The sequence below is a fragment of the Paenibacillus sp. LjRoot153 genome (assembly GCF_964253085.1).
Lineage (GTDB): Bacteria > Bacillota > Bacilli > Paenibacillales > NBRC-103111 > Paenibacillus_E.
The window spans coordinates 12,501-28,351 of record NZ_CAXUQH020000001.1; the positions used below are offsets into that span (position 1 = coordinate 12,501).

General features: G+C 47.5%; 14 protein-coding genes, 2 tRNA genes, 2 rRNA genes and 1 riboswitch (1 of these 19 only partly in view). Of the genes, 15 read left to right on the top strand and 3 right to left on the bottom strand.

Going from position 1 to position 15,851, the window contains the following annotated elements; genetic code table 11:
* From ACSQ8P_RS00050 to ACSQ8P_RS00110, 13 genes are all read left to right on the top strand, one after another.
* Positions 1 to 2,608, top strand: a 23S ribosomal RNA gene (locus ACSQ8P_RS00050); it begins 307 nt to the left of the window's first position.
* 71 nt (positions 2,609 to 2,679) lie between these two features.
* Positions 2,680 to 2,796: ribosomal RNA gene (rrf, locus tag ACSQ8P_RS00055) — 5S ribosomal RNA — on the top strand.
* A 102-nt stretch (positions 2,797 to 2,898) separates the two neighbouring features.
* On the top strand, positions 2,899 to 4,104 hold the full coding sequence (locus ACSQ8P_RS00060) for a putative glycoside hydrolase (RefSeq protein WP_436233370.1): 1,206 nt from the start codon (positions 2,899 to 2,901) through the stop codon (positions 4,102 to 4,104).
* Between the two features lie 163 nt (positions 4,105 to 4,267).
* Entirely contained in the window at positions 4,268 to 5,725 is a 1,458-nt protein-coding gene (guaB, locus tag ACSQ8P_RS00065; protein WP_436233371.1) for an IMP dehydrogenase, read from the top strand.
* 168 nt (positions 5,726 to 5,893) lie between these two features.
* Positions 5,894 to 7,264 (top strand): D-alanyl-D-alanine carboxypeptidase family protein, encoded by a 1,371-nt coding sequence (locus ACSQ8P_RS00070; RefSeq protein WP_436233372.1) that lies wholly within the window; start codon positions 5,894 to 5,896, stop codon positions 7,262 to 7,264.
* Between the two features lie 120 nt (positions 7,265 to 7,384).
* Positions 7,385 to 8,266 carry a pyridoxal 5'-phosphate synthase lyase subunit PdxS gene (pdxS, locus tag ACSQ8P_RS00075; RefSeq protein WP_436233373.1) on the top strand — a complete coding sequence of 294 codons (882 nt, stop codon included), beginning with the start codon at positions 7,385 to 7,387 and terminating at the stop codon, positions 8,264 to 8,266.
* On the top strand, positions 8,266 to 8,844 hold the full coding sequence (gene pdxT, locus ACSQ8P_RS00080) for a pyridoxal 5'-phosphate synthase glutaminase subunit PdxT (protein WP_068669666.1): 579 nt from the start codon (positions 8,266 to 8,268) through the stop codon (positions 8,842 to 8,844). Before pdxS ends, pdxT begins: the two co-directional genes overlap by 1 nt.
* A 91-nt stretch (positions 8,845 to 8,935) precedes the next feature.
* Entirely contained in the window at positions 8,936 to 10,216 is a 1,281-nt protein-coding gene (serS, locus tag ACSQ8P_RS00085) for a serine--tRNA ligase (protein WP_436233374.1), read from the top strand.
* An 83-nt stretch (positions 10,217 to 10,299) separates the two neighbouring features.
* Positions 10,300 to 10,386: transfer RNA gene (locus ACSQ8P_RS00090), tRNA-Ser, on the top strand.
* A 271-nt stretch (positions 10,387 to 10,657) separates the two neighbouring features.
* Positions 10,658 to 11,062 (top strand): S-layer homology domain-containing protein, encoded by a 405-nt coding sequence (locus tag ACSQ8P_RS00095; protein WP_436233375.1) that lies wholly within the window; start codon positions 10,658 to 10,660, stop codon positions 11,060 to 11,062.
* Between the two features lie 121 nt (positions 11,063 to 11,183).
* Positions 11,184 to 11,531: a hypothetical protein gene (locus ACSQ8P_RS00100; protein WP_436233376.1), complete on the top strand. Its 348-nt coding sequence runs from the start codon at positions 11,184 to 11,186 to the stop codon at positions 11,529 to 11,531.
* A gap of 20 nt (positions 11,532 to 11,551) precedes the next feature.
* Positions 11,552 to 11,701, top strand: coding sequence for a hypothetical protein (locus ACSQ8P_RS00105; protein WP_436233377.1), 150 nt, complete (start codon positions 11,552 to 11,554; stop codon positions 11,699 to 11,701).
* Positions 11,702 to 11,724: 23 nt separating this feature from the next.
* Positions 11,725 to 11,898 carry a small acid-soluble spore protein P gene (locus tag ACSQ8P_RS00110; RefSeq protein ID WP_436233378.1) on the top strand — a complete coding sequence of 58 codons (174 nt, stop codon included), beginning with the start codon at positions 11,725 to 11,727 and terminating at the stop codon, positions 11,896 to 11,898.
* A 305-nt stretch (positions 11,899 to 12,203) separates the two neighbouring features.
* On the opposite strand, the gene ACSQ8P_RS00115 is transcribed toward ACSQ8P_RS00110, so the two are convergent.
* Entirely contained in the window at positions 12,204 to 13,409 is a 1,206-nt protein-coding gene (locus ACSQ8P_RS00115; RefSeq protein ID WP_436233379.1) for an MFS transporter, read from the bottom strand.
* 149 nt (positions 13,410 to 13,558) lie between these two features.
* Between ACSQ8P_RS00115 and ACSQ8P_RS00120 the strand changes: the two genes are divergently transcribed.
* A complete protein-coding gene (locus ACSQ8P_RS00120) occupies positions 13,559 to 13,891 on the top strand; it encodes a hypothetical protein (RefSeq protein WP_436233380.1) in 333 nt (110 codons plus the stop codon).
* Positions 13,892 to 14,022: 131 nt separating this feature from the next.
* Here the strand turns inward: ACSQ8P_RS00120 and ACSQ8P_RS00125 are convergent.
* Together ACSQ8P_RS00125 and tadA are read right to left on the bottom strand one after the other, a co-directional pair.
* Positions 14,023 to 14,096, bottom strand: a tRNA-Arg gene (locus ACSQ8P_RS00125).
* Positions 14,097 to 14,179: 83 nt separating this feature from the next.
* Positions 14,180 to 14,638, bottom strand: a complete 459-nt coding sequence (gene tadA, locus ACSQ8P_RS00130) for a tRNA adenosine(34) deaminase TadA (RefSeq protein WP_436233381.1) — start codon at positions 14,636 to 14,638, stop codon at positions 14,180 to 14,182.
* 279 nt (positions 14,639 to 14,917) lie between these two features.
* Positions 14,918 to 15,004: riboswitch (cyclic di-GMP riboswitch) on the top strand.
* Between the two features lie 103 nt (positions 15,005 to 15,107).
* Between tadA and ACSQ8P_RS00135 the strand changes: the two genes are divergently transcribed.
* Positions 15,108 to 15,848: a PilZ domain-containing protein gene (locus ACSQ8P_RS00135; RefSeq protein ID WP_436233382.1), complete on the top strand. Its 741-nt coding sequence runs from the start codon at positions 15,108 to 15,110 to the stop codon at positions 15,846 to 15,848.
* Positions 15,849 to 15,851 lie beyond the last annotated feature (3 nt).

A 15,851-nucleotide genomic window follows, 5' to 3' on the forward strand; every position in this document is an offset into this window, starting at 1 on the left:
TCGATATGGGGTTAGTTTGGTAGGCGAAGTGATCTGGAAAGGTCCGGCATAGAAGGTAAAAGCCCTGTAGCCCAAACCAAACGAATCCCCTAGAGGTATCCTGAGTACGGCGGGTCACGTGAAACCCCGTCGGAATCCGGCAGGACCATCTGCCAAGGCTAAATACTCCCTAGTGACCGATAGTGAAGCAGTACCGTGAGGGAAAGGTGAAAAGCACCGCGGAAGCGGAGTGAAAAAGAACCTGAAACCGTGTGCTTACAAAAAGTCAGAGCCCTCTATATGGGTGATGGCGTGCCTTTTGTAGAATGAACCGGCGAGTTACGTTCCCGTGCGAGGTTAAGTTGAAAAGACGGAGCCGCAGCGAAAGCGAGTCTGAATAGGGCGCTTTAGTACGTGGACGTAGACCCGAAACCGTGTGATCTACCCCTGTCCAGGGTGAAGGTGAGGTAACACTCACTGGAGGCCCGAACCCACGAATGTTGAAAAATTCGGGGATGAGGTGGGGGTAGCGGAGAAATTCCAATCGAACTCGGAGATAGCTGGTTCTCCCCGAAATAGCTTTAGGGCTAGCCTCGGATGTTGAGTTGTGGAGGTAAAGCACTGATTGGGTGCGGGGCCCGCCAAGGGTTACCAAGTCCAGTCAAACTCTGAATGCCACAAACTTAAATCCGGGAGTCAGACAGTGAGTGCTAAGATCCATTGTCAAAAGGGAAACAGCCCAGACCATCAGCTAAGGTCCCCAAGTGTGTGTTAAGTGGGAAAGGATGTGGAGTTGCACAGACAACCAGGATGTTGGCTTAGAAGCAGCCACCATTGAAAGAGTGCGTAATAGCTCACTGGTCGAGTGACTCTGCGCCGAAAATGTAACGGGGCTAAACACGCCACCGAAGCTATGGCTTGCACGTATGTGCATGGGTAGGGGAGCGTTGTATGTACGTTGAATTCTGACCGTAAGGACAGGTGGAGCGCATACAAGTGAGAATGCCGGTATAAGTAACGAAAAGATCAGTGAGAATCTGATCCGCCGAAAACCTAAGGGTTCCTGAGGAAGGCTCGTCCGCTCAGGGTAAGTCGGGACCTAAGGCGAGGCCGAAAGGCGTAGTCGATGGACAACAGGTGGAAATTCCTGTACCACCGTAGCCGTTATGAGCAATGGAGTGACGCAGAAGGATAGTGACGCGAGCTGATGGATGCTCGTCCAAGCAGTGAGGCTGGTTAGTAGGCAAATCCGCTAACCGTAAGGCTGGGCTGTGATGGGGAGGGAAATTTAAGTACCGAAGGTCATGAGTTCACACTGCCAAGAAAAGCTTCTAGCCAGGCGAAGGTGCCCGTACCGCAAACCGACACAGGTGGGTGAGAAGAGAATTCTAAGGCGCGCGGAAGAACTCTCGTTAAGGAACTCGGCAAAATGACCCCGTAACTTCGGGAGAAGGGGTGCCTCGGTAGGGTGAATAGCCCGAGGGGGCCGCAGTGAAAAGGCCCAAGCGACTGTTTAGCAAAAACACAGGTCTGTGCGAAGCCGCAAGGCGAAGTATACGGGCTGACGCCTGCCCGGTGCTGGAAGGTTAAGAGGAGTGGTTAGGGGCAACCCGAAGCTATGAATTGAAGCCCCAGTAAACGGCGGCCGTAACTATAACGGTCCTAAGGTAGCGAAATTCCTTGTCAGGTAAATTCTGACCCGCACGAATGGCGTAACGACTTGGGCGCTGTCTCAACGAGAGATCCGGTGAAATTTTAATACCTGTGAAGATGCAGGTTACCCGCGACAAGACGGAAAGACCCCATGGAGCTTTACTGCAGCTTGATATTGGACTTTGGTACGATCTGTACAGGATAGGTGGGAGCCTTTGAAGCCTGAGCGCCAGCTTGGGTGGAGGCGCCGTTGGGATACCACCCTGATCGTATCGGAGTTCTAACCTAGTACCGTGATCCGGTATGGGGACAGTGTCAGGTGGGCAGTTTGACTGGGGCGGTCGCCTCCTAAAATGTAACGGAGGCGTTTAAAGGTTCCCTCAGAATGGTTGGAAATCATTCGCAGAGTGCAAAGGCATAAGGGAGCTTGACTGCGAGACCTACAAGTCGAGCAGGGACGAAAGTCGGACTTAGTGATCCGGTGGTACCGAATGGAAGGGCCATCGCTCAACGGATAAAAGCTACCCTGGGGATAACAGGCTTATCTCCCCCAAGAGTCCACATCGACGGGGAGGTTTGGCACCTCGATGTCGGCTCATCGCATCCTGGGGCTGAAGTAGGTCCCAAGGGTTGGGCTGTTCGCCCATTAAAGCGGTACGCGAGCTGGGTTCAGAACGTCGTGAGACAGTTCGGTCCCTATCTGTCGCGGGCGTAGGAAATTTGAGAGGAGCTGTCCTTAGTACGAGAGGACCGGGATGGACGTACCGCTGGTGTACCAGTTGTCTCGCCAGAGGCATCGCTGGGTAGCTATGTACGGAGGGGATAAGCGCTGAAAGCATCTAAGCGCGAAGCCCCCCTCAAGATGAGATTTCCCAGTATGTAAGACCCCTTGTAGACGACGAGGTTGATAGGTTCGAGGTGGAAGTGCGGCAACGTATGCAGCTGACGAATACTAATCGGTCGAGGGCTTAACCAAAATTCCTGAGTATAGTACTTTACGTGAAGTTTCGTATCTAGTTTTCAAGGCGCAAACAAACGCTTTGACTGTTTGGTGATGATGGCGGAAGGGATCCACGCGTTCCCATCTCGAACACGACCGTTAAGCCTTCCAGCGTCGATGGTACTTGAACCGCAGGGTTCTGGGAGAGTAGAACGTTGCCAAGCACACAGTAAGAGTCTTTCTGGATTTTTTCCAGAAAGACTCTTTTTTTTGTATCTGTAAATATTGCTTTTTTAACCATACTAATCCTACGAGGAGGGATGACGATGAGGACAACAAGCAGCATGAGATGGATCAACAGGGTGTGTCTTTGTTCGTTAGTAACGCTGATGATGAATGGTTGCTCAACCAAAATCGACGAAGTGAAAGAAGAGGCAAATCCACTTCACTCTTTAAGTCATGTAGGAAGCATTGGGCTCGCGCCTAATCAAGAACCCAAGAAGATGCCGCAGGCTGTGGCTGTAAATCCTTCTTTTTCCATGCCTGCTAAACCGATCGTGAAAGGTATTTATGTATCCGCCTGGTCCTCCGTAGGCAGCAAATTCGAGCAATTAATTGGACTGGTGGAACATACGGATTTAAACGCGATGGTGATTGATGTTAAGAACGATTCCGGCCAAGTAACCTATCCCTCAACGGTTCCTTTGGTCAATGAAATCGGGGCGAATAGCCACGTCATTATACAAGATATGAAAGCGAAGCTGCAGAGATTGAAGCAGAAGCATATTTATACGATAGCTAGGCTTGTTGTTTTTAAGGATCCTTATTTAAGTAAGAAGAAGAGTACGTACGCTATGAAAAACAGAGACGGTAGTGTCTGGAAGGATGCGAAAGGAATCGCGTGGGTAGACCCTTTTAAGATGGATGTGTGGGACTATAATATTCAAATCGCCAATGAGGTAGCTAATCTGGGTTTTGATGAGATTCAGTTTGATTATGTGAGATTTCCGGAAAATGGTCAGAAGGTGGACCAGGAGGTCCTTTTCGACAACCCGCAGAAGCTAAGTAAGGCTCAGGATATTGCAACGTTTTTGCATAAAGCGAAGGAACAGATCGGCAATAAGGCGTATATTTCGGCAGATGTATTCGGATTAACGACGTCTTTACCTAATGATATGGGCATTGGACAAGATTGGGCGATGATTAGTAAAGAGGTTAACTTTATTTCTCCGATGCTGTATCCGTCACACTACACGACAGGAATTTATGGGGTGAAATACCCAGATTTGCAGCCATACGCGATCATTCATCAAGCCATTAACGACGCCAAATGGAAAAACCATCAGCTAGCGAAATCAAGTAGTCAGGTTGCACAGATCAGGCCTTGGTATCAGGATTTTACGGCAACATGGGTCAAACCGCATAAGAAGTATGGTGTGATCGATGTTAAGGAGCAGATTAAGGCAGCGAAGGAGCAAGGGATTGAGCAGTTCCTACTCTGGAATCCAAGCAGCACATACTCCTATCGTTAACCGAATTGACTTATTCGAGGCATGGTGGGAGCTGTCTACTCGTCCTTTTCCTTGACACCAAAAATAGGCTTTTGTTAAGATTGCAATCATACGAAAGAATGAGCTGAAGCTAATGAATCAAGCTTTCTTCAGGTAGAGGGCTTTAAGGAGGACATGGTACGCTGTGAGAGAAGATAAGTTTGGCAAGGAAGGTTTAACGTTTGACGATGTTTTGTTAGTGCCGAGAAAGTCCGAAGTGTTCGGTAAGGAGATCGACGTTTCGACGCAACTGGCGCCTGGTGTGAAATTAAATATCCCTTTCATTAGCTCCGCTATGGATACGGTGACGGAGTCTGCGCTAGCAATTGCTATGGCCCGTGAAGGTGGCATCGGGATTATTCATAAGAATATGCCAATTGAGCTGCAAGCTGAGCATGTTGATCGTGTGAAAAGGTCGGAGAGCGGCGTTATCACCAATCCATTTTCGCTAACACCTGAGCACCACGTGTATGATGCGGAAGAGCTAATGGCGAAATACCGCATTTCCGGTGTTCCAATTGTGAATGCGGATAATCGTTTGGTGGGTATTTTGACGAACCGCGATCTACGCTTTGTTCATGATTATTCGATTAAAATCAAAGAAGTGATGACGCAGGAAGGTCTTGTAACAGCGCCAGTTGGCACGACTCTTCAGCAAGCAGAGGGCATCCTTCAGAAACATAAAATTGAGAAGTTGCCTTTGGTAGACGAGAATTTTGGTCTAAAAGGGTTAATTACGATTAAAGATATTGAGAAAGCCATTCAATTCCCTAACTCGGCTAAGGACGCTCAAGGGCGTTTACTTGTTGGTGCCGCTGTTGGTGTGTCTAAAGACGTGCTGGAGAGAGCCGCAGCGCTTGTTACTGCTGGGATTGATGTCATCGTCGTAGATTCTGCACATGGTCATCATATTAACATTGCAGAGACTGTGAAGAAACTGAGAGCCCAATATCCGGAACTGCCGATTATTGCAGGAAACGTAGCGACAGGCGATGGAACACGTGATTTGATCAAAGCGGGAGCTTCCATGGTAAAAGTCGGGATCGGACCTGGATCAATCTGTACGACTCGCATTATTGCAGGGATTGGTGTTCCACAAATTACAGCGATTTATGATTGCGCACAAGCAGCTGCCGAATTTGGTGTTCCGATTATTGCTGATGGCGGTATCAAGTACTCAGGTGACGTGGTTAAAGCGATCGCAGCGGGAGCTAGCGCGGTTATGATTGGTAGTCTTTTTGCAGGGACAGAAGAGAGTCCTGGTGAGTCTGAGATTTTCCAAGGTCGCAGATACAAGGTTTACCGTGGAATGGGCTCCTTAGGTGCTATGAAGGAAGGCAGCAAGGATCGGTACTTCCAAGAGAACGAGAGCAAGCTTGTTCCAGAGGGCATTGAGGGTCGTGTGGCTTATAAAGGGCCAATGGCGGATACGGTGTATCAACTAGTGGGCGGACTTCGTTCAGGTATGGGATATTGTGGGGCGCGCAACATTCAAGAACTTATTCATGATACGCAATTTGTTCGTATTACGGGAGCAGGTTTGAAAGAAAGCCATCCGCATGATATTCAAATTACAAAAGAAGCACCAAATTACTCGATGTAGATGAGAGACTTTTAGCTCCGCTAAAAGGTCCCTATATATTGTCACAATATGGATGAAATTGGAGGCGTGGGAGTTGAACCCACGTTTTCTTTTTTTTGTCTAATGGGGTGTGTTACAATATAACGTGTCATATGTCTTAACCAAACATCATTTAGGGAGAGTGAAATTGTGAGATTTTTACGTTTTACAAAGAAAAAGGTTGCTTTGGTGTTAGGTATTAGCTTAATTGCTCAATCCTTACTTTTACATATACAGCCAACCTACGCGGCAGATGAGAAGAAGCCAGCAGCTTCACCATCACCAGCGGCGGTAACAACGCCTGCTCCTAATGCAGGGACAACACCAGCACCCGCACTGAATGAACCTCAAGTAGCAGCGAAATCTGCGATAATCATGGAAGCCAGCACAGGAGCAGTCCTGTATCAATTGAATGCAGATGAAGCCTTCCCTCCGGCAAGTATGGCGAAGATGATGACGGAGTATTTGGCAATGGAAAGCATTAAAGAAGGCAAATTCAAGTGGGACTCACCTGTGACAGCCACTAAGAATGCGGCAGATGTTATTGGCTCCGGGCAGTTGATTGCCGAGAACGAGACACTAACGTTCAAAGATATGTTTAATGCGATGTCCATTTATTCCGCGAACGATGCTTCTGTGGCTTTTGCTGAGCTGCTTGGAGGCACGGAAGAGAATTTTGCGAAAATGATGAATGACAAAGCGAAACAGCTTGGCATGTCAGATAAGGCCCATTTTATTAGTGCGACTGGACTTTCACGTGCTGATCTCAAGAATCCACCTGCTTCCATTGAAGGTGAGACGAAGATGACAGCTCGCGATGCGGCGATTCTTGCTTATAATATTTTGAAGGACCATAAAGAAATTCTAGAATTTACGAAAATCCCTTCCTTGAAGCTGAGAGCGACAGATAAATCACCTATGATCAACTGGAACTGGATGCTCGAAGGGAATTCAACGAACACCAATTTTAAGAAGTATGCGTATCAAGGGTTGGACGGTTTGAAAACAGGTTCTACCGATGATGCAGGCTACTGCTTCACGGGAACGGCAGAACGTAACGGTATGCGTATGATTACAGTTGTTATGGGGACGAAAACAGAACCAGAACGTTTCAATGAAACACGCAAGCTGATGGACTATGCATTTAATAATTTTGAGATAAAACCATTCTTGAATGCGAAACAGACGATAGATTCTTTGAAAAGTGTGAACATTAAGAAGGGTGTACAGTTGGATGTACCTCTTGTTACGAAAACGGGGTTAACGTTCGTTGCTAGAAAAGGCGCGAAAGATACCGAATTCCAAGTGAAGACAGAGTCTGTTGAAGAAAGCAAGCTAGTAGCTCCTATTGCGAAAGGCGACACGCTGGGGAAAGTTAAAGTAAGTTACAACGGTCAAGAAAAAACGGTAGATCTAATTGCTGATGGCGATGTTGAAAAAGGCAGCTGGATCAGGTTGCTGTTCCGCTCCATTAAAAACTTCTTCAGCGATATGTTCAATGGGATTAAAGGCGGCTCTTAGGCCAGAAAATGGGTTGTATATTACCCCTCCTTCATGTAAAATTGTTGTTTAGAAGTTTATTATCGAATCGTGTAGGGAACTACACCGAAATTGCATAGAAGTTATAGGAGGAAATCAAGAATGGAAACAGGAACTTCCCGCGTTAAAACAGGTATGGCCGAAATGCAAAAAGGCGGCGTCATCATGGACGTTATGAACGCTGAGCAAGCTAAAATCGCAGAAGCAGCTGGCGCGTCCGCTGTTATGGCGCTTGAGCGCGTACCTGCAGACATTCGTGCTGCTGGTGGCGTATCCCGTATGGCTGATCCAACTATTGTTGAAGATGTGATGAAAGTTGTATCCATTCCAGTCATGGCGAAAGCAAGAATTGGACACTTCGTTGAAGCTAAAGTTCTTGAATCCCTAGGCGTTGACTATATCGATGAGAGTGAAGTATTAACACCTGCGGATGAAGTATTCCACATCAACAAACGTGATTTCACTGTACCTTTCGTTTGTGGTTGCCGCGATCTTGGCGAAGCTTTGCGTCGTATTGGCGAAGGAGCTTCCATGCTTCGTACCAAAGGTGAGCCAGGAACAGGGAACATTGTTGAAGCGGTTCGTCACATGCGTACGATTCAAGGTCAAATTCGTAAAGTTCAAAGCATGTCTTTGGACGAGTTGATGTTCGAAGCGAAAACGCTTGGCGCCCCTTACGAGCTATTGCTGCAAATTCACCAAACAGGTAAATTGCCTGTTGTTAACTTCGCAGCTGGCGGTGTTGCTACACCTGCTGATGCAGCGCTTATGATGCACCTTGGTTCTGATGGTGTATTCGTTGGATCTGGTATTTTCAAATCCGATAACCCAGAGAAGTTTGCGAAAGCAATCGTTGAAGCGGTAACGCACTACACAGATTACAAAATGATCGCTGAAATCTCCAAAAATCTAGGTGCCCCTATGAAGGGAATCGAAATTTCTAAGCTTCAAGCTTCCGAGCGTATGCAGGAGCGCGGCTGGTAATGACGAAGATTGGGGTTCTCGCGCTGCAAGGCGCGGTAGCGGAGCACATTCGTGGGATAGAAAAGGCAGGCGCAGAAGGAGTCGTTGTCAAACGCACTGAGCAGCTTGCTGAGCTTGATGGTATTATCCTTCCTGGCGGCGAAAGCACGACGATCGGTAAGCTCATGCGTACGTATGGCTTCATCGATGCGCTGCGTGAGTTCTCCGCGGCAGGTAAGCCCGTCTTCGGCACCTGCGCGGGGTTGATTGTCATCGCGAAAGAGATCACCGGACAACCGGAAGCTCATCTCGAGCTAATGGATATTACGGTGGCTCGCAACGCATTCGGTCGTCAACGCGAAAGCTTTGAGACGGACTTGCCGATCAAAGGCATTGACGAGAACGTTCGCGCGGTATTCATTCGAGCCCCACTCATTGAGAAAGTGGGACCAGATGTGGATGTACTGGCCACGTATGACGGCCAGATCGTAGCCGCGCGGCAAGGACATCTCCTTGCGGCGTCGTTTCACCCGGAGCTGACGGATGATTTCCGTCTGCATAGTTATTTCTTAGACATGGTAAAGCAAAGCCAAGCATAACCAATGGTTCAAGCACCCCGAGTTAACCGGATTGCCGGTTTGGGTGCTTGCTTCCATATACAAACCATTTTGCGCTAACGGAGGAATCTCCTTGTTTGATGTAAAGTTACTTCGAAGTGATTTAGCAGCTGTACAAGCTGCCATGCAAAACCGCGGCAAGCAGATTGAGGAGCTTAATGGTTTCACAGAGTTAGATGTGAAGCGCAGAGAGCTGCTGCAAGAAACGGAACAGCTGAAAAACCGTCGTAATACCGTTTCCCAAGAGGTAGCGGGGCGCAAGAGATCCGGTGAAAACGCGGATGAGCTGATTCAAGAAATGAAAGTGGTCGGAGACCGCATTAAAGAGCTTGATGACGAAATCCGTGTCCTGGACGAGTCCTTACAACAAGTTCTTCTCTCCATTCCAAATATGCCGCATGCCAGCGTTCCTGTGGGTCGTACGGAAGAAGAGAACGTAGAAGTACGCCGAATTGGCGACATTCCATCGTTCGATTTTGAAGTGAAGCCGCATTGGGAAGTTGCGCAGGACCTGGGCATTTTGGATTTCGAAGCGGCCGCAAAGGTAACAGGTTCGCGTTTCGTGTTCTACAAAGGGCTTGGCGCTCGCTTAGAGCGCGCATTGATCAACTTCATGATGGACTTGCACAGCGATGAGCATGGTTATGAAGAAATGCTGCCTCCATATATCGTCAACCGTGATAGCCTGACAGGTACAGGTCAGCTTCCGAAGTTTGAGGAAGATGTGTTCAAGCTGGAGAATTCGGAATATTTCCTAATTCCAACAGCGGAAGTACCCGTCACGAATTACCACCGTGAAGATATTCTAACGAATGAACAGCTGCCGGTTAATTTCGTGGCGTTCAGTGCTTGTTTCCGTTCGGAAGCAGGATCCGCTGGTCGTGATACACGTGGCTTAATCAGACAGCACCAATTCAACAAAATTGAGCTTGTAAAGCTTGTGAAGCCCGAAGACTCCTACGAGGAGTTAGAGAAGCTTACAGGGCATGCTGAGCGCGTTCTACAGCTATTGAAGCTGCCTTACCGCGTGCTGTCACTCTGCACAGGTGATATTGGCTTCACGTCAGCGAAGACGTATGATCTGGAAGTATGGCTGCCTAACAGCGGTGCGTACCGCGAGATCTCCAGCTGCTCCAATTTCGAAGACTTCCAAGCGCGCAGGGCGAACATTCGCTTCCGCCGTGATGCGAAGGCGAAGCCGGAGTTCGTGCATACACTGAATGGATCAGGCTTAGCGCTTGGTCGAACAGTGGCGGCGATTCTTGAAAATTACCAGCAAGCGGATGGTTCGATTATCGTTCCAGATGTGCTTGTTCCTTACATGAACAACGTTAAAGTCATCACGAAAAAATAGCACTTGCATCGAGTGGCGATTATGTGCTACAATGCTTTTTGTCACTGCACAAGGTCGTCTCCCTAATCGGAGACGCCTATCGTGGAGAGGTGGTCGAGTGGTTTAAGGCAGCGGTCTTGAAAACCGCCGAGGTCGCAAGGTCTCCGTGGGTTCGAATCCCACCCTCTCCGTAGCCAAGGTAATACCCAACCAAAAAGTCATGCGATTGTTGAAATCGTGTGGCTTTTTTTGTTTTTCTTTTTCAGGGGCATCGAGTGGCGACCTTTACAAAATTAATATCATATTTTAACAAAAAGTGGGTATTTCGTAGCAGGAGCTTTTCTTATAATGGACGAGATCATCTCATCCAATATGAGGAGGTGACGAGGGCTTTCACCTATTACGTTCAGTGATACGTCAGCAAGCTTTGCTAAGAGCTATATCACGTACCTAGCGGCTCGCATGGCTGGTGTGAACCTTAGCGGCTACAAATCGTCTAGTTTCCGCGATGTGAAGGCGGACAGCTATTATGCCCAGTCTGTACAGTGGGCAGCTGAGAACTGGCTTACAAGCGGTGTAGGCGAGGGAGTGTTTGCATCTGCTGCCAACATCTCGCGTGAGCAAATCGTCACGATGATCGCTCGGTTCGCTGCGCTACAGAAGCTCAGCTTACCGCAAGTAGTAGCCGCGGTACCTTTTGCAGACGGTGTTGAGATCCCTGCCTTTGCCGTAGAAGCAGCGAAAGCGATGCAACAGGCTGGGATCATTTCCGGGAAATCGGGAAATCGATTTGCGCCCAAGGATTTCGCTTCGCGCGAAGAAGCAGCGAAGATGTTGGGTATGCTCCTGCAGCAAATCGTAAAATAAACCGGAAGCGGATAGCACTTACTCTCTAACACGGATTCGATTCGTGCTGGGGAGTAGGTGTTTTTTTACATGGATAAAACACGGGCGGCTTCCGCATTTTAATCATGTGGAGGTGTTACCTATGAGCAAATCAGATAAGCCTAGCGTGGATCAAGCTGAAATCGTGAAAGAGTGGATGCGCGTCATGCCCACTGTTCTGCAGCCTGCCGATCAGACGAGGGTATGGGCAGATGAAGGTGATGCGGAGGCCGTCCGCGTGCACATTATGACGGCGGGGCATACCGGCTATTCGTTTGATTTTAAAGTGACGTATATGGATGCCAGAGAAGTGAAAGTTGAACTAACCGATGTGCAGCAAGGAACAACGCATATTGACGAGCGTGGCGATGTCGTACAGTCGTTAATCGACGATTATGTGCGTCATATTCATGAGTGTGCACAGGCATTGCAGAAGGTCACCAACGCTTAAGTAAGAAGGAGGACACCGTGATGACAAAGCAAAAGAGTCCAGATAAGAATTTGCAAAATGTAGCCAAGGATTTGGATGCCAATCCGGTCAACGCCCATAATGCACAGCAGGTTCAGCAGAAGGTCAATGACCATCGGCATCAGGATGCGCTTAATCACGACGGAAACTAGTTCGTAAAGGAGGATGGGCATTCATGTCTAAACCGAAATCATACTCAGCAGGCGATAATCTGGTGAACAATGGTTCTGTTAAAAACAGAAATAATCATGGTGGGAATCAAGAGCCCTTATCTGGATCCAAAAAGGTGAAGAATCAGAATCATTCCGGTGGACACGCTGCAGAAGGACATGGACACGGCGGCGATTAATTTTTTTTAATAAACTTGTTTAAAAAAACAAAAACCGGCCATACTATTATTGTCGGCAAGCAGAGAGGTGTGGTTCCGTTGGAGCAATTAGCGAAAGGGAAACAACCATTGCAAAGAGGACTTTTCTACCTGTTATAATCAGGCTGGAGGGCGATGTGCTAAAGACACTTACCGTGTTTTATACGCAGATTTAACTTAGGTTTACGTGTAACAAGGTTCAAAGAAATATCATCAATGCCGACGAAAAAAGAACCCTTAGGGGTTCTTTTTTTCGTTGTGATTCGCTCCAGGGAGTTTTTGGCGTATCATTGCGCTAGTGTAGATTTGTTAGTTCCCAGCGGCTGTTTCTTAGCTGAGCCTTGAACGAATATATAAGCGAGTAGCGCACTTATGGCACCGAGTACGCCGAGTACAATAAAGCCCTCATTCAGAGAGAAATAGTCGCCAATGATACCCATAAGAACAGGTCCTACGAACATACCGAGTCCATAAATCGCTTGGAAAAAACCCATCGCCGTCGCCCGCTTATCTGCAGGCATATGCTTAATGCTCATCCCCATGAGTAGGGTAAATGAAAGTCCACGACCAAACCCTGCGAATGCCTGTGTGACCATGAGCAGCCAGAGATGATGGGTGAACGGTACCGTAAAGGTGAAGATCCCCATGAGCAGGAAGCCGACTACAACCATGCGTTTCTCCCCATATTTCATGGCCCAACGCCTTCCGCCGAATAAAGAGGCTAGCGCAACAGGTACGTTAGCGAATAAGGAAAGCAAGGAGAGCGAGAATTTATCTGCACCAAGCTGCATCGCATAAACCGGCGTGAAGCCGAACACCGTAGCAAATATCAGCACCTGCGATAAGATAGCGAGCAGAGAAACAAAGAGGAGTGTGCGATCCGTCGCCACGTTTCCGATTCCGCGCATAGTGATTTTGGGTGCGTCTTTCTCTACTTTTTCGATGAGGAAGAAAGAACCGACCATGCCTAGTACGCCAAGCACTGCACCGAGAATGAACACAGATTCCCACCCTAGCTTGTCTGCTGCCCAGCCTGCACTAAGTATGCCCAGCACCTGACCGAGTGAGTTGAAAAAGGAGATCGTACCGATCGCCTTCGTAGACTCTTCATGCTTGTAATAGCTTGTGAATAGCACCGTAAAATCAACCCAAGTCGCTGCGGCTGCGCCTGCAAGTGCGCGGAGAATTAAGATCCACGTAAAATCGTGCGTAAACCACAGCCCGAGTCCCGTAATGGCGGTGAAGAGAAGACCGAAGGTGATGAACAGCCTTCTTTTATGAAAACGATCCGACATAATGCCTACGGGGATGCGAAGGAGCATCTGCGAGATGCCGTACATACCGACAATCCAGCCGGCCAGTTGATGGCTTCCCCCGAGGAATTCTACGTAAGGCGCCATGATCGGAACACTGGTGTACATCGACATCCAGAACAGCATTGTGACCGCACAGAAGAGCGGGATGCGATAAGATGAAATAGGGCGAGTCGTCATCGGAGTGAGGACTCCTTTCTAATCAGTGATAACTCTATTATCGTTCTTTTGTTAGCTGGGCGTCAAAAGGAATATGCTAAGGCAAAAAAGCTGTAACCGTTTTTTAGTGGGCGAATATCCTATGGATAGTTAAAGAAGGAGGGATAGGCGTGTCCGCAATGAATCCTATTCAAGCTAGTCAAATAAGTGGCGACGTAAAGGCACATTGTAACAAATATATGAATTACCATGTTATTGCACATATGAAAGATGGGTCACAAATTGAGGGAATTATTGATGGTATGGATAATGAAGGCGTAACGATGTTAGTTCCAGAAGAGGTTGGTGGCGAGGGAAGGGAAACGGATCCATACAGACAACCGTTTGGTTACGGATATCGCCGGTTTCGTCGGCAGCATTTTCCGTTTTTTCTTTTTGCATTTCCGTTCTTTAGACCTTACCCGTACTACCGCCCATTTTATCCTTACTATCCTTGGTATTAGTAGACAAAGGCAATACGGCTGCACCAATCGCGCCAAATTTACACCTATATCAACATAAAACAAAAGACGATCGCAGTCGGGTATCATCCGATGAGCTTTCGTCTTTTTTTAACGCGAATTTTATTCGTATACGCGCCCGATACGATTCGAACGTACGACCTACAGTTTAGGAAACTGTTGCTCTATCCTGCTGAGCTACGGGCGCATAGTATCGTCATTCTAACATGAGATGATTTCGAGTTGCAACCCATTTTAAACCATGTACAAGCAGCCAGAACGGCCAAACCCTTACGCTTTCCCCCGTAATTTTCGGAAAAACTGCGTCAACATTGTGGAACACTCCGCTTGCAAAACGCCGCTAACCACATCGACCCGGTGATTGAATCGGTCTTCCTGTAGCAAGTTCATCAATGTTCCCGCACAGCCGGCCTTCGGATCTACCGTACCATAAATAACTTGAGGCACTCGTGCTTGCACGATCGCACCCGCGCACATTGGACAAGGTTCCAATGTCACATAGAGTTGGCAATCCAGAAGGCGCCAAGCCTGCAAATGCTCGCTTGCTTGTTTAATAGCAATCATCTCCGCATGCGCAAGAGGATCTAGGGTTGTTTCGCGTAAATTGTAGCCGCGGCCAATGATTTGACCTTGATGGACGACGACCGCGCCGATCGGAACTTCACGGATAGCTTCCGCTTTCAGTGCCTCACCGATCGCTTCTCTCATCCAAGGGATATGTTGATCCACAGGGGGACACCTCGCAATAATAGTTTATCCACATGTGTATAAAAATCCGAACAAATATTCGTTGTTAACAAGCTGTGGATAACAATGTGGATAACTTATAAACCTGTGGATATTCAATTCCACTACACATTCATACAATAAAAACATCGTCCATGCAAGGATTTTAGTTGAAAGAAGTGCATAAGCTACGTATAATAATGATTACAGTGGGTCTTTTAGACCAGTTTGGACCAAAGATAGATCATTTAGACCAGTAACGATATATAAATGAATAGCAGGGTTCGACAATGGCAAACTTGCTGAAAGGCAAGGACGCAAAGCTGAGGGTCTACGGTTCGTATGAACTATGGCAGCCTGGTTACCGAAAATCGATGCTTTTTTTGATTGCGGTGATAGGCTGTCCCTGTGTGGGGGCAGTCTATTTTGTGCGGAAAAGTGCTATGAAATCCATCATTAAGGGAGGGTGAAGATGAGCATGGCGATGAAGCAGGATGCTTTGAAGCGATATGGGAGTAAAGAAGGATATGATGCGGAGGTATTAATTCATTGCCGAGCTGTTGTGGCCAAGGATGATTTCGTGTCGACAGGTATTCTTACCTATGCACAAGGCGATATCATGGAGATCGAGTTGCCGGAATACGAGATATTTCAGCTTGGTGATAAGATCAAAATGACGTTATACACGAAATCGGGTCTATTCGTTTTTCATTCGACAGTCGTAGCTAGAGAGCCTGGTTCACTGATCGTGATCAATCCACCTGAGAATCGGAAGAAATTTTCGGAGAAACGGGAATTCCCGCGGGTAGATGTGAAGAACATAGGACACATTGCAGGATTTCAAAATATAACCCAAAAAGAGCAGCATCACTTGGAAAATCCAATTGAAATTTCGATAAAAAACATTTCCATGAACGGAATTGGCTTTATCATTAATGATAATTCGATGATCGATGGTATTCTTCACAAAAAATGTCTGCTGCAACTCGAGCTGGATTTAGGCTTTGAGATGCCTTGTATGTTGGAAATTATAAGGAAAGAAAAGCAAGAAGACGGTTACTACTACGGGGCCAGCTTCGAAAGCTATCCAGAGGAACAAAGCAATGCGCTGCGCGGTTTTATTCTGCGAAATCAGATCCAAACTTACTTCGAGCAGAAGCGGGATGAAGAGTTCAAAAGAGCAATGGAAAAAAAGTCTGCAGCCAATCAATAGCTT

Excerpts from the sequence above, each read along its gene's own strand:
- ACSQ8P_RS00060 (WP_436233370.1), top strand. The coding sequence starts at position 2,899 with ATGAGGACAACAAGCAGCATGAGATGGATCAACAGGGTGTGTCTTTGT.
- ACSQ8P_RS00110 (WP_436233378.1), top strand. The coding sequence starts at position 11,725 with ATGTCTAAACCGAAATCATACTCAGCAGGCGATAATCTGGTGAACAAT.
- ACSQ8P_RS00100 (WP_436233376.1), top strand. The coding sequence starts at position 11,184 with ATGAGCAAATCAGATAAGCCTAGCGTGGATCAAGCTGAAATCGTGAAA.
- pdxS (WP_436233373.1), top strand. The coding sequence starts at position 7,385 with ATGGAAACAGGAACTTCCCGCGTTAAAACAGGTATGGCCGAAATGCAA.
- pdxT (WP_068669666.1), top strand. The coding sequence starts at position 8,266 with ATGACGAAGATTGGGGTTCTCGCGCTGCAAGGCGCGGTAGCGGAGCAC.
- ACSQ8P_RS00135 (WP_436233382.1), top strand. The coding sequence starts at position 15,108 with ATGAGCATGGCGATGAAGCAGGATGCTTTGAAGCGATATGGGAGTAAA.
- ACSQ8P_RS00095 (WP_436233375.1), top strand. The coding sequence starts at position 10,658 with ATGGCTGGTGTGAACCTTAGCGGCTACAAATCGTCTAGTTTCCGCGAT.
- ACSQ8P_RS00115 (WP_436233379.1), bottom strand. The coding sequence starts at position 13,409 with ATGACGACTCGCCCTATTTCATCTTATCGCATCCCGCTCTTCTGTGCG.
- ACSQ8P_RS00105 (WP_436233377.1), top strand. The coding sequence starts at position 11,552 with ATGACAAAGCAAAAGAGTCCAGATAAGAATTTGCAAAATGTAGCCAAG.